Raw genomic sequence first — 20337 nt, 5'->3', positions numbered from 1 at the left:
CCCTGAGTGAGGACACCCACGCGATGCAGGCTGCCCCGCCCCGCCGGCCCCCGAGCTGCCCGCCGCCGTGCGCCCGCTGACCCGCGCCGCCGCCTTCGCGCTGGGCGCCGTCGCGGGCTACGCCGCCGACTCGCGCTTCGCCGACCCGCGCCGCGGCCACCCGGTCGCCCTCTTCGGCAGCGCCGCGACCCGCCTGGAACGGCGCCTGTGGCGCGACGACCGCGCGGCCGGAACGGCGTACACGGCACTGTGCGTGGGCGCGGTCGCGGCCGGCGCGCTCGCCCTGGACCGCACGGTCGGGCGCCGACCGCTGGGCCGGGCGGCGCTGGCCGCGGCGGCCACCTGGACGGTGCTCGGCGGCACCTCGCTGACCCGGGAGGCGCGGACCGTCGGCCGTTCGCTCGCCGCGGGCGACCTGGCGGCCGCCCGGGAGCGACTGCCGCACCTGTGCGGGCGGGACCCGAGCGCGCTGGACGGGCAGCAGATCGCCCGGGCGGTGGTCGAGTCGGTGGCCGAGAACACCGCCGACGCCGTGGTGAACGCGCTGACCTGGGGCGCCCTCGCGGGCACGCCGGGCCTGCTGGCCTTCCGCGCGGTGAACACCCTGGACGCGATGGTGGGCCACCGCTCGCCCCGCCACGCCCGCTTCGGCTGGGCCTCGGCCCGGCTGGACGACGTCGCGGGCTGGCCGGGCGCCCGGCTGACGGCCCTGCTGACGGTGGCCGCCGCCCCGGAGCCCGCCACGGCCTGGCGGATCTGGCGGCGCGACGGTTCGGCGCACCCGAGCCCGAACGCGGGGCAGGCCGAGTCGGCCTTCGCCGGAGCGGTCGGCGTACGGCTGGGCGGGACGCTGCGGTACGGCGAGCGGTTGGAGCACCGCCCGGTGCTGGGCACGGAGTTGCGGCCGGTGACGGTGGACGACATCGAGCGGGCCTGCACGCTGTCGCGGCGGGTGGGCGCACTGGCGCTGGGTACGACGGTCGCGGGGCACGTCCTGCTGCGGCTCCTGGGGAAGAGGAGTGGGACATGACGAACGCGCTGCTGGTCGCCGGGACGACCTCGGACGCGGGCAAGAGCGTGGTGACGGCCGGCATCTGCCGCTGGCTGGCCCGCCAGGGCGTGCGGGTCGCGCCGTTCAAGGCGCAGAACATGTCGCTGAACTCCTTCGTCACCGCCGACGGCGCCGAGATCGGCCGCGCCCAGGCGATGCAGGCGCAGGCCGCCCGGGTGGAGCCGGAGGCGGCGATGAACCCGGTGCTGCTCAAGCCCGGCGCGGACGGCCGCAGCCAGGTGGTGCTGCTCGGCAGGCCGGTCGCCGAGGTCGGCGCGCTGGACTACCGGGAGCGCAAGCCCGTCCTGCTGGAACGCGCCCTGGAGTGCCTGGCGGACCTGCGCCGCCGCCACGACGTGGTGGTGTGCGAGGGCGCCGGCTCGCCCGCCGAGATCAACCTGCGCGACCGGGACATCGCCAACATGGGCCTGGCGACCGCCGCCGGACTGCCCGTGGTGGTGGTCGGCGACATCGACCGCGGCGGGGTGTTCGCGGCGATGTACGGGACGCTGGCACTGCTGTCGGCCGAGGACCAGCGGCACGTCGCCGGCTGGTTCGTCAACAAGTTCCGCGGCGACGCCCGGCTGCTCGCGCCCGGCCTGGAGATGCTGCACGGGCTGACCGGCCGTCCGGTGCTGGGCACGCTGCCGATGCTGCCGGGGCTGTGGCTGGACGCCGAGGACTCGCTCGACCTGTCGACGGTGGTCGACCGGGTGGACGGCCGCGGCCCGCTCGGGGCGGACGTGCTGCGGGTCGCCGTGGTGCGCTTCCCCCGGCTGTCGAACTTCACCGACGTGGACGCGCTGGCGCAGGAGCCGGGCGTGCTGGTGCGCTGGGCGACCAGACCGGAGGAGCTGGCCGACGCCGACCTGGTGGTGCTGCCCGGGACCCGGGCCACCGTGGCCGACCTCGCCTGGCTGCGCGACCGCGGCCTGGAGCCCGCCCTGAAGGCGCGGGCGGCGGCCGGACTGCCGATCCTCGGGGTCTGCGGCGGCTACCAGATGCTGGCGCACTCGATCGACGACGAGGTGGAGTCCCGGGCGGGGCTGGTCGAGGGGCTCGGCCTGCTGCCGACCCGCGTGCGGTTCGGCGCCGAGAAGGTGCTCGCCCGGCCGGCCGGCGAGGCGTTCGGACAGCGCGTCGAGGGCTACGAGATCCACCACGGGGTCGTCGCCGTCGAGGGCGGCGAGGCGTTCGTCTCCGACGGCCGGGGGCAGGCCCTGGACGGCTGCCGGGTCGGCCCGGTCTGGGGCACCACCTGGCACGGCGTGCTGGAGAACGACGGCTTCCGCCGCGAACTCCTGCGCGAGACGGCCGCCCTGGCGGGCCGGGCGTTCGTCCCGGCACCGGACACCTGCTTCGCCGAGGCGCGCGAGGCCCGGCTGGACCGGCTGGGCGACCTGATCGAGGAGCACGCGGACACCGACGCGCTGTGGAAGCTGATCGAGGGCGGGGTGCCGGCGGCCGGATCGCTGCCGTTCCTGTCGCCCGGGGCACCTGGGAGTGACGCATGACCGACGTCCGCTATCCGTTCACCGCGATCGTCGGCATGGCCGACCTGCGGCTCGGGCTGCTGCTGAACGCGGTCTCCCCGGCCGTGGGCGGGGTGCTGGTGCGCGGCGAGAAGGGCACCGCGAAGTCCACCATGGTGCGCGCGCTGGCCGGGCTGCTGCCCTCCATCGCCACCGTGGACGGCTGCCGCTTCGCCTGCGACCCGGCCGCGCCGGACCCGCAGTGCCCGGACGGCCCGCACTCCGCCGCCACGAGCGGTGAACGGCCCGCCCAGCTCGTCGAGTTGCCGGTCGGCGTGGCCGAGGACCGGATCGTCGGCTCGCTCGACCTGGAGCGCGCGCTCGCCGAGGGCGTCAAGGCGTACGAGCCCGGTCTGCTCGCCAAGGCGCACCGCGGCGTGCTCTACATCGACGAGGTGAACCTGCTCCAGGACCACGTGGTGGACCTGCTGCTGGACGCCGCCGCGATGGGCCGCTCGTACGTCGAGCGCGAGGGCGTGTCGGTGCGGCACGCGGCACGCTTCCTGCTGGTCGGCACGATGAACCCGGAGGAGGGCGAGCTGCGGCCGCAGCTGCTCGACCGCTTCGGCCTCACCGTCGAGATCGCCGCCACCAGGGACCCGGCCGAGCGCGCCGAGGTCGTCCGGCGCCGGCTCGCCTACGACGCGGACCCGGCCGGCTTCGCGGCCCGGTTCGCCGACCAGGAACGCGAGCTCGCCGAACGCATCACCGCCGCGCGGGAGTTGCTGCCCGAGGTCGAGCTGACGGACGTGGCGCTGCGTCAGATCACCGCCGTGTGCGCGGCGTTCGAGGTGGACGGGCTGCGCGCGGACATCGTGATGGCCCGCACGGCGGTCGCGCTGGCCGCCTGGGCGGGGCGGACGCAGGTGCTGGAGGAGGACGTCCGCAAGGCCGCCCAGCTGGCCCTGCCGCACCGGCGACGCCGCAACCCCTTCGACGCTCCGGGGCTGGACGAGGAGCAGTTGGACCGGACGCTGGAGGAGCACGCCCAGCCGGACGAGCCGGAGCCCGAGGGCGACGGCCCGACGCCGGACGGGGACGGGCCGGGCGGGGACGGGCCGGACGGCGGACCGGACGGCGATGGCCCCGACGGCGGACCGGACGGCAATGGCCCGGACGGCGGCCCGGACGGCGGGGGCGCGCCCGAGCCGTCCGACGGCGGCGTCCCGGCCCCGGAGCGCTCCACCGCGGACGGGGACCTCCCGCCGCAGCAGCCCGTCCCGGCCCAACACCCCGCGCCCGCCCGGGAGTCCGCGCCGGTCGCGGCCGGCGACCCGTACCGGACCCGGCTGTTCACCGTGCGGGGCACCGGCCACGGCGCCCAGGGCCGCCGCTCCCCCGCCGAGACCACCGGCGGGCACACCGTCCGCGCCCGCCGGCCGCGCGGCCCGCTGAGCCGGCTGCACCTGACCGCGACCCTCCAGGCCGCCGCGCCGCACCAGGTGGCACGCGGGCGGGACGGCCGGGCACTGGTGCTGCACAGGGACGACTTCCGCGAACAGGTGCGCAAGGGGCGGGAGTCCAACCTGGTGCTGTTCGTCGTGGACGCCTCCGGCTCGATGGCCGCCCGGCAGCGGATGACGGCCGTCAAGGGCGCGGTGCTGTCCCTGCTGATGGACGCCTACCAGCGCCGCGACAAGATCGGCATGATCACCTTCCGCGGCACCGGCGCCGAGCTGGCGCTGCCGCCCACCTCCTCCGTCGAGGTCGGCGCGGCCCGGCTGGAGTCGCTGCCCACCGGTGGCCGGACGCCGCTGGCCGAGGGGCTGCTGCGGGCGCACGAGGTGCTGCGGGTCGAGCGGCTGCGCGACCCGGACCGGCGCCCGCTGCTGGTCGTGGTGACCGACGGCCGGGCCACCGGCGGCGGGCGGGACGCGCTCGCCCGCTCGCACCGCGCGGCCGCGCTGTTCGCCGCGCAGGGCACCGCGAGCGTGGTGCTGGACTGCGAGTCCGGACCGGTCCGGCTGGGCCTGGCCCGCACGCTGGCCGGACGGCTCGGCGGCAGCGCCGTCAGCCTGGACGAGCTGCGCGCCGAGGGCGTGGCCTCGCTCGTCCGCGACAACCGCGCCGTGAACCGTTCGACCACTTCGATGCGAAAGGCGGCCTGAGCCCCATGCCCAAGGGTGTCCCCGAGAGCGTTCCCGACGACGGCCTGACGACCCGCCAGCGCCGTACCCAGCCGATCACCGCCGTGCACACCGGCCCCGGCAAGGGCAAGTCCACGGCTGCGTTCGGCATGGCGCTGCGGGCCTGGAACCAGGGCTGGTCGATCGGGGTGTTCCAGTTCGTGAAGTCCGCCAAGTGGAAGGTCGGCGAGGAGAACGCGCTGCGCGTGCTCGGCGCCTCCGGCGAGGGCGGCACCGTCGACTGGCACAAGATGGGCTCCGGCTGGTCGTGGATCCAGCGCACCGCCGAGCAGGAGATGTCCAGCGAGGAGGCCGCCAAGGAGGGCTGGGAGCAGGTCAAGCGCGACCTCGCGGCCGAGACCTACCGCTTCTACGTGCTGGACGAGTTCACCTACCCGATGCACTGGGGGTGGATCGACCCCGAGGAGGTGGTCTCCGTGCTCGCGGACCGCCCCGGCAGCCAGCACGTCGTCATCACCGGCCGGTACGCGCCCGAGCCGCTCACCGGATTCGCCGACCTGGTCACCGAGATGACCAAGGTCAAGCACCCCATGGACGCGGGCCGCAAGGGCCAGCGCGGTATCGAGTGGTAGGCCGTTGAGCACCGTCCCCCGCCTCGTCGTCGCCGCGCCCTCCTCCGGCGCCGGCAAGACCACCGTCGCCACCGGCCTGATCGCCGCGCTCGCCGCGCGCGGGCTGGCGGTGTCCCCGCACAAGGTCGGCCCGGACTACATCGACCCGGGCTACCACGCACTCGCCGCCGGCCGCCCGGGCCGCAACCTGGACGCCTTCCTGTGCGGGCCGGAGCGGATCGCCCCGCTGTTCCTGCACGGCGCGGCGGGGGCGGACGTCGCGGTGGTCGAGGGGGTCATGGGCCTGTTCGACGGGGCCTCCGGGCGCGGCGAGCTGGCGTCCACGGCGCACGTCGCCAAGCTGCTGCGGGCGCCGGTGGTGCTGGTCGTCGACGGCTCCTCGCAGTCCCGGTCGGTGGCCGCGCTGGTGCACGGCTTCGCCTCCTGGGACCCGCAGGTGCGGCTGGCCGGGGTGATCCTCAACCGGGTCGCCTCCGACCGGCACGAGCAGCTGCTGCGGGAGGCCCTGGAGGAGGGGTCAGGCGTCCCGGTGCTGGGCGCGCTGCGCCGCTCGGCGGCGGTCGCCACGCCCTCCCGGCACCTCGGGCTGATCCCGGCGGTGGAGCGCTCGGCGGAGGCGCTGAAGGCCGTCGCGGACATGGGCGAGCTGGTCGCCTCCTCGGTCGACCTGGACGCCCTGCTGGCGCTCGCCCGGACGGCACCGGACCTGGACGCCGAGCCGTGGGACCCGTCGACCGAGGTCGCACCGGTGGCCGGGCGGCCGCGGATCGCGGTGGCGGGCGGCGCCGCGTTCTCCTTCTCGTACGCCGAGAACGCCGAACTGCTCGGCGCGGCGGGCGCCGAGGTCGTCCCGTTCGACCCGCTGCACGCCTCCGCGCTGCCCGAGGACACCGCCGGGCTGGTCATCGGCGGCGGCTTCCCCGAGCTGTACGTGCGGGAGTTGAGCCGGAACTCCGAACTGCGCGGGGCCATCGCGCGGTTCGCCGCCTCGGGCGGGCCGATCGCCGCCGAGTGCGCCGGACTGCTCTACCTGGGGCGGGAGTTGGACGGCCTGCCGATGTGCGGAGTGCTGGACGCCGTGTCCCGGATGACCGAGCGGCTCACCCTCGGCTACCGCGAGGCCGTCGCCCTGCACGACTCCCCGCTCGCCCCGGCCGGCACCCGGCTGCGCGGACACGAGTTCCACCGGACGATCTGCGAGCCCGGCGCGGGCGAACACCCCGCCTGGGGCTGGCACCTGCCGACCGGGCCCCGCACCGAGGGCTTCGCGGGCGGGCACGTCCACGCCTCCTACCTGCACCTGCACTGGGCCGGAGCGCCCGCGCTGGCCTCCTCCTTCGCGGCCGCGGCCGCGGCGTACCGGGCGGCGGGTCAGGCGGCGGGCCCGGAAGCGGGCCGGGCGGCGGGCCCGGGGGCGGGCCGATAACCCCGCGCATGTCGGCCGGCCCGCTCCTAGGATCGCGCGCATGAACGTCATCGTCCTCAACGGCGGCTCCAGCTCCGGCAAGTCGAGCATCGCCCGCCGCCTGCAGGAGCTGCTGCCGGAGCCGTGGCTGCACCTGGGCGCCGACACCATGGTGGCCGCGCTGCCGCCGCGGCTGCTGGACGGCGGCGGGGGCATCGGCGGGCTCCAGGACGGCGACGGCACGGTGGAGGTCGGGCCGGTCTTCGCCGCCCTGGACGCCGCCTGGACGGCCGGGGTCGCCGCGATGGCCCGGGCGGGTGCGCGGATCGTGGTGGACGAGGTGTTCCTCGGCGGCCCCGCCTCGCAGCAGCGCTGGCGGGCCGCCCTGGAGGGCCTGGACGTGCTCTGGGTCGGGGTGCGCTGCGATCCGGCGGTAGCCGCGGCCCGGGAGGCCGGGCGCGGCGACCGGGTCGCCGGGATGGCCGCCGCGCAGGCCGAGTCGGTGCACCGGGGCGTCGCCTACGACCTGGTCCTGGACACCTCGCAGGCCTCGCCCGACGCGTGCGCCCGACTGGTGCTCGCGCGGGTGGCGGGCCCGCGCTGACGCTCGCGGAGGGGCGGCCGCTGCGGTTGACTGGCCGCGACCGCAGTCCGCTCCGCCCGGAGGCACCCGCAATGGCCAGGCAGTTCACGTACACCGCCGAGATCAGCTGGACCGGCAACCGGGGCACCGGCACCAGCGACCCCCGCTCCTACTCCCGTGACCACGAGGTGTCCGTCGAGGGGCTTCCGGTCATCCTCGGCTCGGCCGACCCCGCCTTCCGCGGCGATCCGGGCCGCTGGAACCCGGAGCAGTTGCTGCTCGCCGCGCTCTCCCAGTGCCACCTGATGTCGTACCTCTACCAGTGCGCGGTGAACGGGGTCGTGGTGACCTCGTACGTCGACCGGCCGGTGGGCACGATGGCCGTCGCGGCAGGGCGCGGGCACTTCACCTCGGTGGTGCTGCACCCGCGGATCGAGGTCGCCGAGGAGGGCATGACGGAGAAGGCGCTCGCCCTGCACGCGGAGGCGCAGCGGGGCTGCTTCATCGCGGCCTCGGTCGACTTCCCGGTGCGGCACGAGCCCGTGGTGACGGTCGCGGGCCGGGAGTAGGACCCGGCCAAGAGCGCAGCGAGAGCGCTGCGAGGCGCTGCGAGAGCGCCGGGGCCGGGACCGCTACCGGCCCGGCCCCGCTCCGCGGGCCAGCAGCGCGGCGACGTAGGCGGCCACCTCGTCGCGCAGTTCCTCGGGGGTCGGCACGTACCAGTGCCCGCTGCCGGCCGTCGAGTTGAACAGGAGGCCGTCGCACCAGCGGATCAGCCGGCGGGCGTCGGCCGTCGGGTCGGTGGAGCCGGCGTGGGCGAGCAGGACGGCGGCGAGGTCGGTGAAGCCCGCGCCCAAGCGGTCGTACACGGCGCGCAGTTCGGGCCTGCGGGTGGCCTCCAGGGCGAGTTCCAGCCGGGCCAGGGTGAGCCGGCGGCCGGTGGTGAGCGCCTGGTACAGCCCGTCGGCGCCGATCTCGACCAGCAGTTCGCGCGCCGGGGCACCGGGCGGGAGGCGCACTCCCTCGGTGTAGGCCGGCTGGTCGGCGGTCTCCCGTTCGAGGATCCGCTTGAGCACGAGTTCCAGCAGGGCGGCTCTGGTCCGGGCGAGGTTGGAGGTCGAGCCGGCGGGCAGGCCGGACTCCTCGTCCACGGCGCGGTGGGTGAGCCCGCGCAGGCCGCGGTCGGCGATCAGGTCGATGGCGGCGTCGGCGATCAGGGTCGGGCGCGGGGGCGTCATGGGCTGATCATGGCCTTTCCGGACGGACTCCCCCAACTCTCACTCCCCCTCCGACTACAGTCGTAGTTTACCGGGAACTACACGTGTAGTACCGTTTCGCCCAACGGATACTACAGCTGTAGTGCGAGCGGAGGAGCCCCCATGGACCTGCAGCGAGCGATCGTCATCGGCGGCGGCATCGGCGGCCTCACCGCCGCCCTCGCACTCCACCGCCAGGGCATCCCCGTCACCGTCCACGAACGCGCCCGCTCCCTGGAGCCCGTCGGTGCCGGCCTCGCCCTCGCCCCCAACGCCCTGCGCGCCCTCGACCTGCTCGGCGTCGGCAACCGCCTGCGCGCGCTCGCCGCCCCGCACCCGGCCGTCGGGGTGCGCAACCCCGCCGGCCGCTGGCTCGCCCGCACCAGCACCGACGCCTTCGAGGCCCACTTCGGCGACCCGATCGCCGCCGTCGCCCGCGCCGACGTGACAGCCGCCTTGGTCGACGCCCTACCGGAGGGCACCGTCCGCACCGACTCCCCCGCCACCCTGGTCAGCCCCGGCGGCGCCGAGGAACCCGCCGTCGTCCGGACCGCCGGCGGCGAGCAGTCCGCCGCACTGGTCGTCGCCGCCGACGGCATCCGCTCCACCTCGCGCCGCCTGCTCTTCCCCCACCACCCCGGTCCGCGCTACAGCGGCTTCACCACCTGGCGCACCGTCGTCTCCCCGGACGGCCCGCCGGCCGCCGCCGGCGAGATCTGGGGCCGCGGCCGGCAGGCCGGCATCGTGCCCCTCGCCGACGGCCGGATCTACCTCTACTTCGCCGCCCTCGCCCCGGCCGGCACCCGCGCGGCCGACGAACACGCCGAGCTCCAGCGGCTGTTCGGCGGCTGGTGCGCACCCCTCCCCCAGCTGCTCGCCCGCGCCGAACCCGACCGGGTCCTGCGCAACGACGTCTGGGACCTCGCCGATCCGCTCCCCGCCTACCACCACGGCCGGGTCGCCCTCCTCGGCGACGCCGCCCACGCGATGTGCCCCTTCCAGGGCCAGGGCGCCTGCCAGGCCATCGAGGACGCCGTCGTCCTCGCCTCCCTCCTCACCCCCGCCGCCGATCTCGCCTCGCCCCTCCCCGCCTACAGCGCCGCCCGCCTCCCCCGGACCACGGCCGTCGCCGCCGCCTCCCGCCGCGTCGGCGCCCTCGTCGCCGTCCGCAGCCCGGCCGCCGCCCTCCTGCGCGACACCGCCCTCGCCCTCGTCGGCCTGCTCCCCACCCGCACGGTGCTCAGCCGTACCAACGCCACCTTCGACTGGCGCCCGCCGGCACTCCGCACGGGGGCCTGAGCGCGGCCGCGGCCGGCCCGGGCACCGGTGTGGCACCCGAGGCGCCCGGCCGAGTCGCCTCCGGAACCAGGAGTACCGGCCGATGTCGGTGCCGGGTGGCACGATGCGCGGCATGGGTGACTCCAGCCGGGCGATCGCCGCGTACTGGGACGCGGCCGCGTCGGCCTTCGACGACGAGCCGGACCACGGACTGCGCGAGGGGGTGACGCGGGAGGCGTGGGCACGGCGGCTGCGGGGGTGGCTGCCGTCAGCGCCGGGGGACGTGCTGGACGTGGGCTGCGGCACCGGGTCGCTGGCGGTGCTGGCCGCGGCGGAGGGGCACCGGGTGACGGGGGTGGACCTGTCGCCGCGGATGGTGGCGCGGGCCCGGGAGAAGGCGGCGGCCGCCGGGGTGGCGGCGCGGTTCCTGGTGGGCGACGCCGGGGCGCCTCCGCTGCGGGCGGCCGGTTTCGACGCGCTGCTCTGCCGCCATCTGATCTGGACGCTCCCCGAGCCGCGGCGGGCGCTCCGCGCCTGGGTGGAGCTGCTGCGCCCCGGCGGGCGGCTGGTGCTGGTCGAGGGGCGCTGGCGCGAGGCCGGGCAGGCCGTGACGCCGTACGTCGCGGGGGCGGGGCCCCTGCCCTGGGACGGGGGCGTCGGGGCGGAGCGGCTCTCGGCGGCGGTGCGCCCGTGGGCGGCCGAGCTGCGGGTGGAGCCGCTCAGCGGGGACGCCGATCTGTGGGGCGGGCCGGTGGACGACGAGCGCTACGCCCTGATCGCCCGGGTGTGACGGTGCGTCACGCGCCGCCCCGGAACGTCCCGCCGAGCGGGTCGCCCCGGAAGCAGGCCGCGCAGCGGAGCCGGCTGTAGATCGCCACCGCGCCCATGCAGACGTCCTCGCGGCCGTCCAGCCGGGACGTGGAGGCGGCGGGCCTCCCGCAGTCCAGGCAGCGGCGGTGGGGGCGGGCGGCGACGGAGCAGGCACGGCAGAGCAGGTGGGCGGGGTGCTCGGCGTGGACGAGCACGGGCTGCGGCCCGCCGTGGAGGAGGTGGTCGCACCAGGTGCAGGACTCGTCCTCCTGCGCCGCGAGCATCCTGGCCCGGGCCTCCTGCTGCCACGCGGCCGCCCGTTCCAGCGGGACGGTCACCGGCGGCCCCCAGCCGGCGGCGGCGAGCCACCGGGCCCCCTCGGCGCCGGCCGCGCGCAACTGGTCGTCGACGGCGATCTGCCTGGGTGTCCTGCGGCTCATCGGTCTCCTCCGGTGTGTGACTGCCGAAGGGTCAACGCGGCCGGCAGGCGGGGGACACGAGGGCGTCAGTCGTCGAGGAGCCGATCGGTGTCGCCGTGGGCGACGAGGAGTTTGCGCAGCAGGGCGTCGAGGTGGGCGCGCTCGTCGGGGTCGAGGGCGGCGAGGAGGCGTTCCTCGTTGCGGATGTGGCCGGGCATGGCGGCGTCGATGAGGTCCTTGCCCGCGGGGGTGAGGCGGACCAGGACGGCGCGGCGGTCGGTCGGGCAGGGGTGGCGTTCGACCAGGCCCTTCGCGCACAGCTTGTCGACGCGGTTGGTGATGGCTCCGGAGGTCACCAGGGCGGACTTGAGCAGGGCGCGGGCGTTGAGTTCGTACGGTTCGCCGGAGCGGCGCAGGGTCGCCAGGACGTCGAACTCGGAGGAGTCGAGGCCGCACGTGGCGAAGTACTCGCGCAGGGCGCTGTCGATCCGGACGTTGAGCCGGCGCAGCCGGCCGATCAGGGCCAGGGCCTCGCGGGGGAGGTCGGGGCGGTTCCTGGCCCACTGTTCGGCGATGTCGTCCATGGTGTCGCGCTGCGGCATGCCCGTCGCCCTCTCTCGTCCCTCGGTTCCGCCGGTCGCAGATATCTTAACATTCACATACTTGACGTTCATCGATCCCGGGGCGTAGAAATATCTCAACGTTCAGATACTCAACGTTGAGGGGAACAATCATGGACCGGAAGCGCGCAGCGATCGCCGCCACCGCCGCCCTCGCCCCGGCCGCCTGGGGCACCACCTACCTGGTCACCACCCAGCTGCTGCCCGAAGGCCGTCCGCTGCTGCTCGCCGCGCTGCGCGCGCTGCCGGCCGGGCTGTTACTGCTGCTGATCGGCCGCAGACTGCCCAGGGGCCGGTGGTGGGGGCGCGCCGCGGTGCTCGGGACGCTCAACATCGGGCTGTTCTTCCCGCTGATGTTCGTCGGCGCCTACCGCCTGCCCGGCGGCGTCGCGGCCACCCTGGGGGCGATCCAGCCGCTGCTCGTCGCCGGGCTCTCGATCGGCGTGCTCGGCGTCCGGCCCGGACGGCGGTCGCTGCTCGCCGGACTGGTCGGGGTCGGCGGGGTGGCGCTGCTGGTGCTGAAGAGCGGGGCGCGGCTGGACGGCGTGGGGATCGCGGCGATGGTCGCCGGGATCGCGCTGATGGCCACGGGCACCGTGCTGATCCGCCGGTGGGGGCGCCCCGAGGGGGCGACGCTGCTCGACCTCACCGCCTGGCAGCTGCTCGCCGGTTCGATCCTCCTGGTCCCGCTCGCGGCGCTGGTCGAGGGCGCGCCGCCCGCCCTGAGCGGCACCAACCTGGCGGGCTTCGCGTACCTCGGGCTGTTCGGCACCGCCCTCGGGTACGTGCTGTGGTTCCGCGGGATCGAGCGCCTGGGGGCCGGACCGGCGTCCTTCCTCGGCCTGATCAACCCGGTGGTGGCGACGGTCGGCGGCCTGGTGGTCCTCGGCCAGACCCTGACGGGCTGGCAGCGGCTCGGCCTGCTGCTGGCGCTCGGCGCGCTGCTGGTCGGCCAGGCGCCGAGCCGCCCGGCCGCAGCGCCGGTGGCAGAAGCCGACCGGGCGGTCGCTGCCTCGCCGGACCGGGTGGTCGCTGCCTCGCCGGACCGGGTGGTCGCTACCTCGACGGACCTGGCGGCCGTGCCGCAGCCCGCGCCCGCCCGCGCGGCCGAGGCAGCGCTCGCCACTCAGCCGGTGGCGCGGACGTAGATGTCGGCCGCGCCGGGCAGGCCGCCGGGGACGGCGACGACGTAGATCCGGCGGGCGCCGGGAGGGTGCACGGCGACGGCGGACGGGCTCCAGCCGGGGGTCGGGGTGGCCGTCCAGCCCGGCGTCGGGTCCGGGGTCCGGCTCGGGGTGGTCGGCGCCGGGGTCGGGGCCGGGGTGGGATCGCCCGCCCCGGCCCCGGCCGCCGTTCCGGCGGAGGCCGCTGCGGAACCGGCGTCCCCGTCGGAGTCCGGATCGGCGTCGGCACCCGCCTCGAAGCCGGCTGCGGAGCCGCCCTCCGAACCGGGATCGGCACCGGCATCGACACCGGGGTCGGCAGCCGCGGCGCCGCCACCGGCCGGCTGCGCCGCGGCGGCGACCGGGGCCGGCGCCGGCCCCGGGCCGGTCCCGGGCGAGGACGCCCCGGCCGACGGCACCCCGGGGGCGGACGCCGTGGGGAGCACCTCCGGCAGCTCCGGCGCCTCCGCCGGCTCGTCCCCGCCCAGCGCCGCCACCAGGTCCGGCGGCAGCGGGGCGGTCGGCCCGGGCGCCGGGAGGTCGTACGTCTGCAGGAACTCGCCCACCCCCGGGTCCTTGCCGCCGCCGAGCCGGTAGTGCAGGTAGGCGACCGGAGCGCCGCTCGGCGTCCGGGTGTAGACCGTGCTGACCGGGATGTAGTACCGCCCCGCGCCGGGGTGCTGGGAGGCGTGGAGGCCGGCCAGGCGCTCGGCGCGGTCCCGGTCGGTCTCCCGGCCTCCCTGGCCCTCCGTCAGGGCGTTGACGCCGCGCACCACCAGGGCGGCGGCGACGGACACGCCGAGGACCAGTCCGACGGCGACGGTGCGCCGCAGGACCGGTCGGCCGTGCAGGGCGGGCCAGGAGTCGGTCACCGTCCGCTCGGGTGGGATGCCGTCCACGGTGTCTTGGTCCCCCGTCTCGTTCAGGACGCCCGGCCGGCACGCGCCCCGGGCGGGCCCGGGGACGTTCGGTCGGGACGTCGCGTTCCGCTCGACGTGGCACCGTAGCCCAGAGTTCCTCAGCCCAGGTAGGCGGGGGCGACCGCGGCCTCGGTGACCTGCCGTGCGGTGCCGGAACCGTCCGCCGGGACGGTCCACAGGTCGGCCCCGTAGTCCCCGGGCAGGGCGTAGAGCAGGGTGCGGTCGTCGGACCAGAGCGCCTGGTCGTCGATGTCGCGCTGCTCGGCGGTGGCGGTCTCGGTCATCGTGGCCAGGTCGAGGACGTACAGCCGCCACGGCGCGTCGGCGGGCAGGCCGGGGACGCGCTTCTTGTAGGCGATGCGGGTGCCGTCGGGGGAGAGCGAGGGGCACTCGACGTTGTCGTGCAGGGTGGTGAGGGTGCGGGCGGCGAGGTCGCCGCGGACGAGGTGGGTCTGCCCGGCGCTGGCCAGGGTGGCGTAGAAGGTGTTGTCGTCGGCGAAGGTGACGCCCCACACGTTGACGTCGTGGGCCTGGTACGGGTGGCCGTCCTTGACGACGGTGAAGTCCTCCAGGTTCTCCCGCAGGTTCCAGTCCCGCACGTCCACGATCGAGGAGCGGGTGGAGAAGTCGGTGCCCGCGTAGGAGTCGCCGCTGACGAAGACCGTCCAGGCGACGAGGTGCCCGGACGGGGAGACCCTGGCGCGGGTGGGGATGCCGGCGGCGGGGAAGGAGCGCCGCTCGTGCAGGTGGTCGTCGAGGACGACGGCCCGGTAGGTGTCCTCCAGCGCCCCGTGCTGGGCCTGCAGGCAGATGCCGGTGCCGGCGGCGGCGTGGAAGCGCAGGCACTGGACGCCCGAGGCGGTGCGCGGTCCGTCGGGCCGGTCGGCCGGGACGGCGGTGATCTCGTCCCGGTGCGGGCCCCAGGCCATGTTGCGGAACAGCAACCGCCGTCCGCCGCCCGGGCTTTCCAGGGAGACCGGGCCCGGGCTGACGGTCGGCCCGCCGGCCTGGGCGCGGTCGCGCTCGGCGGTGCGGTCGGCCGCGTAGAGGACGGCTCCGGTGCCGACCGCGCCGAGCACCAGCACGGCGACCAGCAGCACGATCACCCTGGTGCGGTTCCTCAGGTTCACGGCCCCTCCTCGACGGTGACGGTCTCCGAGCGGTGCAGCACCACCGCGGCGCCGCCCGCGCACAGCGCCAGCGCCCCGGCGGACCAGGCCAGCGCGCTCACGCCGCCCACCGCGCTCCACAGCGCGCCGAACAGCAGCGAGCAGGCGAACCGGGCGAGCGCCTGCCCGGTGCCGACCAGGGCCAGCCCGGCGCCGCGCTGCTCGGCGGGCACCGCGTCGGCCGCGGCGGCGGCGAGCACCCCGTCGGTGGCGGCGTAGAAGGCGCCGTGCAGCAGCAGGACGCAGATCACCGCGGGCAGCCCGCGCAGCGGTGACAGCAGCAGCCCGTACCCGAGCAGCAGCACGCCGTGCCCGAGCAGGAAGAGCCGCCGGCGGCCGATCCGGTCGGCGAGCGAGCCGAACGGGACGGCCAGCAGCAGGAAGGCGGCGGCGGTGCCGAGCGGCAGCAGCGGGAACAGGCTGACGGACAGGCCGAGCCGGCGTTGGACCAGCAGGTAGAGGAAGGAGTCGCTGACGGTGGTGAGCCCGAGCAGCACGGCGCACAGGGTGAGCCGGCGCAGGCCCGGCAGGCGCAGCAGGGTGAGGCTGTCGCGGAGCGAGGGCGCCGGCGCCGACGGCTCGTCACCCGGCTGCCGGCCGGGCACGAACAGCAGCAGGATCAGGACGCCCAGCGCGGCGACGCAGGAGCTGACCGTGAACACGGCGTCGTAGCCGTGCCGTTCGCCGCCGTCGGCGAGCAGCGGGCCGCCGGCCAGGCGCAGCACCAGGAAGGCGGTGAGCGGGCCGAGCAGGGCCCCGGCCGTGTCCATCGCCCGGTGCACGCCGAACGCCCGGCCGCGGTGGGCCGGTTCGGTGGCGAGCGAGATCATCGCGTCCCGGGGCGCGGTGCGCAGGCCCTTGCCGGTGCGGTCGACGGCGATGACGGCGCCGATCAGCGGCACGGTGTGGACGAACAGCAGCAGCGGCCGGCACAGCGCGGACAGGCCGTAGCCGACGGCCGCCACGGCCTTGTGGCGGGCGGCACCGTCGCGGCCGCGGCGGTCGGCGAGGTGGCCGCCGGCCAGCCGGACCAGGGCGCTGAAGCCGTTCTGGATGCCGTCGAGCAGCCCGAAGCCGAGCGGGGACAGGCCGAGGCCGGTGAGCAGGTAGAGCGGCAGGACGGCGTTGACCATCTCGGAGGAGACGTCGGTGACCATGCTGACGGCGCCGAGGACGAGGACCGTCCCCGGCACCGCGCGCACGGCCCCGCCCCGCCGCGCCCGGCCGGCGGCCGGCGCGACGGGGGCCTTCGAGCTGCGGGAGTCCGCGACGTACACGGGCGTCAGTTCCAGATGCCGGTGATGTCGGCGGCGCCCGCGGACTTGCCGGCGTGGGCGTTGACCCCGGCCAGGTCCTCCAGGGTGTGCAGCACGTCGTAGTGGTTGTAGCGGGTGGCGGTGGAGCTGCCCGCGGCGACGTGGGCGCCGTAGACCACGGTCGGGATGCGGTTGCCGGACAGCTTGTTGTCCTCGTCGAAGGTCACCACCAGCAGGCTGTTGTTGCTCCTGGCCCACTGGGCGTACGCGTCGAGGTTGTTCCGCAGCCAGGAGTCGCCGGTGCCCACCGAGCAGTCGTGCATGTCGTCGCACAGGTCCGGGACGACGAAGGAGACCTTGGGCAGCGTGCTGAAGTCGGTCGGGAACGCGTCCATGCCGTACGCGGTCTCGGTGGGCACGTTGCCGAAGCCGAACCACGGGTTGTGCTTCTGCGCGTAGTTGTCGACGCGGCAGTCGGTGGCGCCGGGGGCGGGCAGGCCCTCGTTGTAGCTGGCCCAGGTCTGGCCGGCGTCGAGCAGTTCGGAGGCCAGGTTGGGCTGCTGGAGCGCGCCGACGTCCACGCAGCTGTCGTCGACGACGCCCTGCGAGCTGCCCGAGAACAGCATGTAGTAGTTCGGCTGGCTGGGGTGGGTGAGGGCGTAGGACTGGGTCAGTTTGGCGCCGCCGGCCACCAGGGTGCCGTTGATGTACGGCGCGGACGAGCTGCCGATCACCTGCGAGTACGCGTGGTTCTCCAGCATCACCACGACGATGTGGTCGGGCGAGGGCAGGCCGGCGGCGGTGTCGGCGGCGGCGCTGCCGCCGGCGGCCCACAGGCCGAGCGAGCCGGCGACCAGGCCGAGGCCGCCGGCGAGGGCGGTGAGCGGGCGCAGCTTGCGGCGACGGCCGGGGCGCGGCCCGTCGGCGGGGGTGCCGGGGGTGCGCGGTCGTGCGAAGACCATGGGGTCCTCCGGGGTCGGGGCTTCCGGGCGGGAGCGCCGAGAACAGTAGGAGCGCGGCGTGTCGTGTACCGCACAAGGGAGGTGAAGAACAGGCGAACAGCTGCGACGCGGTCGCCACACGAAGCAACCGGCGCGGCGGTGGATCTCACACCCGCCGCGATTGACCCGTTTCGGCCGCCCGTGGTGGGATCACGGGGGCTTGGACGAAGGAGCACGGGACGTGATCGGACTGATCGCCGGCGGCGGGGTCCGACCGCACGCCGCCGACCCCCCGGCCCTGCGGGTCGTCACCCGGGACGATCCGGACCGCGGCGACGTCCTGGTGTTCCCGCGCACCCTGGTGGTCGGCATCGGCGCGGGCGGCGGCACCGAACGGACCGAGGTCCTGCGGCTGTTGGCGGACACCCTGGAGGAGAACGGCCTCGCCGGCTCCGCGGTGGCCCGGCTCGCCACCGTGACCGGCAAGGCGGACCACCCGGCGGTGCGCTGGGCAGCGTCCCGCCTCGCCGGGGTGGCCGTGGACGAGCACCCGCCGCAGTTGCTGGCGGACGTACCGGTGCCGAACCCGTCCGAGCTGGTCGGTGCGGCCGTCGGCACGGCCAGCGTCGCCGAGGCGGCCGCACTGGCCAGCGCCCCGGGCGGCCGCCTCGTGGTCACCAAGCGGAAGTCGGCGACGGCGACGGTGGCGGTCGCCCGGGCGGCGGCGGTGCGCGGGCGGCTGGTCGTGGTCGGCCTCGGGCCGGCCGGGACGACCGACCGGTTGGGGGCGCGGGCGCTGGCCGAACTGCGGGCCGCCTCGGCGGTGGTGGGCCGGCCGGAGGCGGTCGAGGCGGTGGCCGGACTGCTGCGGCCGGAGCCGCCGCGGGCCGCCGCAGCCGCCTCGGCTGCTCCCACCGCTCGGACCGCCTGGGCCGCCTGGTCCGCCTGGTCCGCCTCCGGGGCGGTACCGGGCGCCGGCGGGCGGGTGGCGCCCTGCGTCGGCGAGGCGGTGGACGGCACCGGAACGGCGGTCGACCACGTCGGGGCGGCCGCCGCGCTCGCCGCGCACGGACACGCCGTCGTGCTGGTCGCCCTGGGCGACGGCGCGGAGCCCGCGGTGCCACCCGGCCCGTACGAGGTCCACCGCGCACCCCGGCCGGCCACCGACGCCGCCCGGCCCGTTTGACCGGTCCGACCGGGTCAACCGGCCGGCCGGTTCAACCAGTCCGCTCGACCAGCTCCACCCGCCCGGACCGCCCGACCGGATCCACCCACTCGACCAGATCGACCAGATCGACCGGATCGACCAGCAGGAGACTCCGCGTGACCGCCATCGAACCCGACCTGCGCCACCACGGCGACGCCGAGGTCCGCGCCGACGGGCGCGCCCTGGTCGACCTCGCCGTCAACGTCCGCACCGGCACGCCCCCGGTCTGGCTCCGCGAGCACCTGGCCGCCACCCTCGGCGACCTCGCCGCCTACCCGGACCAGGGCGCCGCCCGCGCCGCGGTGGCCGCCCGGCACCGGCGCCCGGTCGAGGAGGTGCTGCTCACCTCGGGGGCGGCGGAAGCCTTCGTCCTGCTCGCCCGCGTACTGACTACCCGTCACATCGTCGTCGTGCACCCGCAGTTCACCGAGCCCGAGGCGGCACTGCGGGACGCCGGCCACCGCGTGCACCGGGTGCTGCTCACCCCCGAGGAGGGCTTCCGGCTCGCCGCCGTCCCCGAGGAGGCGGACCTGGTCGTCCTCGGCAACCCGACCAACCCGACCTCCGTGCTGCACCCCGCCGGGGCCGTCGCCGCGCTCGCCCGGCCCGGGCGCACCCTGGTGGTGGACGAGGCCTTCATGGACACCGTCCCCGGCGAACGGGAGTCCCTGGCCTCGGTGCGGGACCTGCCCGGCCGGGTCGTCGTCCTGCGCAGCCTCACCAAGACCTGGGGCCTGGCCGGACTGCGGATCGGCTACGTCCTCGGCCCGGCGCCGCTGATCGCCGACCTCGCCGCCGCCCAGCCGCTCTGGCCGGTCTCCACCCCGGCGCTGGCCGCCGCCGAGATCTGCAGCGGCCCGGCGGCGCTCGCCGAGGCGGAGCGGGCCGCCGCCGAACTGGCCCTGTGGCGCGCGTACTTGCTGAAGGGCCTGGCCGCCTTCCCGGCGCTGCGGATCCACGGCGAACCGGCCGCCTCCTTCGTGCTGGTCCGGCTTCCGGGAGCGGCGGCCGTCCGCGAGCGGCTGCGCGAGCACGGCTTCGCCGTCCGGCGCGGGGACACCTTCCCCGGGCTCGGCGAGGACTGGCTGCGGATCGCCGTGCGGGACGAGGAGACCACCGACCGCTTCCTCGAGGCCCTCGGAGCGGTGCTCGGTTCGGACTGACGCTGTCGCCGCTCACGAGCCGGCCGGGACGCTACCACCCGGAAGCCGCACCCGGCCACCACACCCGGCCACCGGGCCCGGCGCCGGGTGCGGCGGCCGGGTCAGCATTCCTCCTGTGCCCACTCCCGCAGCGCCGCGAAGTGCAGCTCCCCCAGGCCGAACCGCGGGTCGACCCAGAGCGGCAGCGCCGGCGCCGGGTGGTGAGCGGCGATCCACTCGATGTCCGCCGGGCCGAGTTCGTCGTCCAGCCAGACGAACGGCCGCCCGGCCGCCCAGGCGACCAGCTCCCTGGTCTTCCAGTGCAGGCCGTCCGGGTCCTCCCGGAAGACCTCCGTCCACGGTATGTAAGGGAGTTCGGGCAGTCCGATGCGCGGACCGATGAAGGTGTTCGCCTCGTGCATCCAGGTCGTCGCCCACACCAGCTCGTACGGCAGCGCCGACAGCTCGGGCCCGTGCAGCGGATTCAGCCACACCCGCAGCGGCTTCACCCGCGCCCCGGGCTGCGGCTTCTGGCGCGCCACCCAGGACTCGGGCAGCAGCCGGTGGGTGCCGTAGCCCGCGGGGCGGCGGGTGTTCGGCGCGGCGTAGGGGTTGAGCGGTCCGTCCACGTCGAGCAGGAGCAGGGGCCGTTGAGTCATGCCGCGCATTCTCCTGCGGCGGCCGGGGACCGACCAGCGATTTCCACCCGACCCCGCCCGGCTCCGGCCACCGCGCCTCACCGCGGCACCACCGCACCACCGCCGGCCCCACCGCCCCGGCGCCCGCGGCACGCAGGACGCCCGCAGCCGACGACGACGGGCTCACCGACGAGCAGCTGGAGCAGCAGGCGGGCGCCCTGATGGCGG

At 76.3% G+C, this 20337-nt stretch carries 20 protein-coding genes; 12 read left to right on the top strand and 8 right to left on the bottom strand.

The features are described 5' to 3' along the window. The first annotated feature begins 67 nt into the window (after positions 1-67). From ABT247_RS04275 to ABT247_RS04245, 7 genes are all read left to right on the top strand, one after another. Positions 68-1030, top strand: a complete 963-nt coding sequence (locus tag ABT247_RS04275; protein ID WP_350737669.1) for a cobalamin biosynthesis protein — start codon at positions 68-70, stop codon at positions 1028-1030. Further along, positions 1027-2565 carry a cobyric acid synthase gene (locus ABT247_RS04270; RefSeq protein ID WP_350737666.1) on the top strand — a complete coding sequence of 513 codons (1539 nt, stop codon included), beginning with the start codon at positions 1027-1029 and terminating at the stop codon, positions 2563-2565. Before ABT247_RS04275 ends, ABT247_RS04270 begins: the two co-directional genes overlap by 4 nt. Next, positions 2562-4691 carry a putative cobaltochelatase gene (locus tag ABT247_RS04265; protein ID WP_350737663.1) on the top strand — a complete coding sequence of 710 codons (2130 nt, stop codon included), beginning with the start codon at positions 2562-2564 and terminating at the stop codon, positions 4689-4691. The genes ABT247_RS04270 and ABT247_RS04265 overlap by 4 nt, the downstream gene beginning before the upstream one ends. Positions 4692-4696: 5 nt before the next feature. Then, complete coding sequence (gene cobO, locus ABT247_RS04260) at positions 4697-5302, top strand: cob(I)yrinic acid a,c-diamide adenosyltransferase (RefSeq protein ID WP_350737660.1); 606 nt, start codon at positions 4697-4699, stop codon at positions 5300-5302. Positions 5303-5306: 4 nt separating this feature from the next. Continuing rightward, positions 5307-6728, top strand: a complete 1422-nt coding sequence (locus ABT247_RS04255; RefSeq protein WP_350737658.1) for a cobyrinic acid a,c-diamide synthase CobB — start codon at positions 5307-5309, stop codon at positions 6726-6728. Positions 6729-6768: 40 nt separating this feature from the next. Continuing rightward, the gene (gene cpt / locus ABT247_RS04250) at positions 6769-7311 is read left to right on the top strand and encodes a chloramphenicol phosphotransferase CPT (RefSeq protein WP_350737655.1); all 543 of its coding nucleotides are present in this window, start codon (positions 6769-6771) and stop codon (positions 7309-7311) included. A 71-nt stretch (positions 7312-7382) separates the two neighbouring features. Further along, the gene (locus ABT247_RS04245; RefSeq protein ID WP_350737652.1) at positions 7383-7859 is read left to right on the top strand and encodes an OsmC family protein; all 477 of its coding nucleotides are present in this window, start codon (positions 7383-7385) and stop codon (positions 7857-7859) included. A 63-nt stretch (positions 7860-7922) separates the two neighbouring features. Here the strand turns inward: ABT247_RS04245 and ABT247_RS04240 are convergent, their stop codons facing one another. Then, complete coding sequence (locus tag ABT247_RS04240; protein ID WP_350737649.1) at positions 7923-8528, bottom strand: TetR/AcrR family transcriptional regulator; 606 nt, start codon at positions 8526-8528, stop codon at positions 7923-7925. Positions 8529-8669: 141 nt separating this feature from the next. On the opposite strand from ABT247_RS04240, the gene ABT247_RS04235 reads away from it, so the two are divergent. Beyond that, the gene (locus ABT247_RS04235) at positions 8670-9845 is read left to right on the top strand and encodes an FAD-dependent monooxygenase (RefSeq protein WP_350737646.1); all 1176 of its coding nucleotides are present in this window, start codon (positions 8670-8672) and stop codon (positions 9843-9845) included. A gap of 112 nt (positions 9846-9957) precedes the next feature. Further along, entirely contained in the window at positions 9958-10614 is a 657-nt protein-coding gene (locus ABT247_RS04230) for a class I SAM-dependent methyltransferase (protein WP_350737643.1), read from the top strand. A 7-nt stretch (positions 10615-10621) separates the two neighbouring features. Here ABT247_RS04230 and ABT247_RS04225 read toward each other — a convergent pair whose 3' ends face one another. Beyond that, positions 10622-11074, bottom strand: a complete 453-nt coding sequence (locus ABT247_RS04225) for a hypothetical protein (RefSeq protein ID WP_350737640.1) — start codon at positions 11072-11074, stop codon at positions 10622-10624. A gap of 65 nt (positions 11075-11139) precedes the next feature. Then, entirely contained in the window at positions 11140-11655 is a 516-nt protein-coding gene (locus ABT247_RS04220; RefSeq protein WP_350737635.1) for a MarR family winged helix-turn-helix transcriptional regulator, read from the bottom strand. Positions 11656-11786: 131 nt separating this feature from the next. Between ABT247_RS04220 and ABT247_RS04215 the strand changes: the two genes are divergently transcribed. Beyond that, positions 11787-12821 carry an EamA family transporter gene (locus ABT247_RS04215; RefSeq protein ID WP_350737631.1) on the top strand — a complete coding sequence of 345 codons (1035 nt, stop codon included), beginning with the start codon at positions 11787-11789 and terminating at the stop codon, positions 12819-12821. Here ABT247_RS04215 and ABT247_RS04210 read toward each other — a convergent pair. The 4 genes from ABT247_RS04210 to ABT247_RS04195 form a co-directional block, all read right to left on the bottom strand. Continuing rightward, positions 12800-13735: a hypothetical protein gene (locus tag ABT247_RS04210; protein ID WP_350737628.1), complete on the bottom strand. Its 936-nt coding sequence runs from the start codon at positions 13733-13735 to the stop codon at positions 12800-12802. The genes ABT247_RS04215 and ABT247_RS04210 overlap by 22 nt on opposite strands. Positions 13736-13854: 119 nt before the next feature. Continuing rightward, on the bottom strand, positions 13855-14880 hold the full coding sequence (locus ABT247_RS04205) for a TolB family protein (RefSeq protein WP_350737750.1): 1026 nt from the start codon (positions 14878-14880) through the stop codon (positions 13855-13857). 2 nt (positions 14881-14882) lie between these two features. Beyond that, positions 14883-16202 carry an MFS transporter gene (locus ABT247_RS04200; protein WP_350737625.1) on the bottom strand — a complete coding sequence of 440 codons (1320 nt, stop codon included), beginning with the start codon at positions 16200-16202 and terminating at the stop codon, positions 14883-14885. A gap of 5 nt (positions 16203-16207) precedes the next feature. Further along, the gene (locus ABT247_RS04195) at positions 16208-17143 is read right to left on the bottom strand and encodes an alkaline phosphatase family protein (RefSeq protein ID WP_350737623.1); all 936 of its coding nucleotides are present in this window, start codon (positions 17141-17143) and stop codon (positions 16208-16210) included. A gap of 220 nt (positions 17144-17363) precedes the next feature. Between ABT247_RS04195 and ABT247_RS04190 the strand changes: the two genes are divergently transcribed. Both ABT247_RS04190 and cobC read left to right on the top strand, forming a co-directional pair. Further along, the gene (locus tag ABT247_RS04190; protein WP_350737620.1) at positions 17364-18308 is read left to right on the top strand and encodes a cobalamin biosynthesis protein; all 945 of its coding nucleotides are present in this window, start codon (positions 17364-17366) and stop codon (positions 18306-18308) included. 137 nt (positions 18309-18445) lie between these two features. After that, complete coding sequence (gene cobC, locus ABT247_RS04185) at positions 18446-19492, top strand: Rv2231c family histidinol phosphate aminotransferase CobC (RefSeq protein WP_502892378.1); 1047 nt, start codon at positions 18446-18448, stop codon at positions 19490-19492. 101 nt (positions 19493-19593) lie between these two features. Here cobC and ABT247_RS04180 read toward each other — a convergent pair whose 3' ends face one another. Next, positions 19594-20130 (bottom strand): HAD domain-containing protein, encoded by a 537-nt coding sequence (locus tag ABT247_RS04180; protein ID WP_350737614.1) that lies wholly within the window; start codon positions 20128-20130, stop codon positions 19594-19596. Positions 20131-20337 lie beyond the last annotated feature (207 nt).

This window comes from Kitasatospora sp. NPDC001539, assembly GCF_040298565.1.
Taxonomy (GTDB): Bacteria; Actinomycetota; Actinomycetes; order Streptomycetales; family Streptomycetaceae; genus Kitasatospora.
The sequence above is the reverse complement of the archived record's forward strand: the minus strand, read 5'-3'. Positions and strand labels throughout refer to the sequence as shown.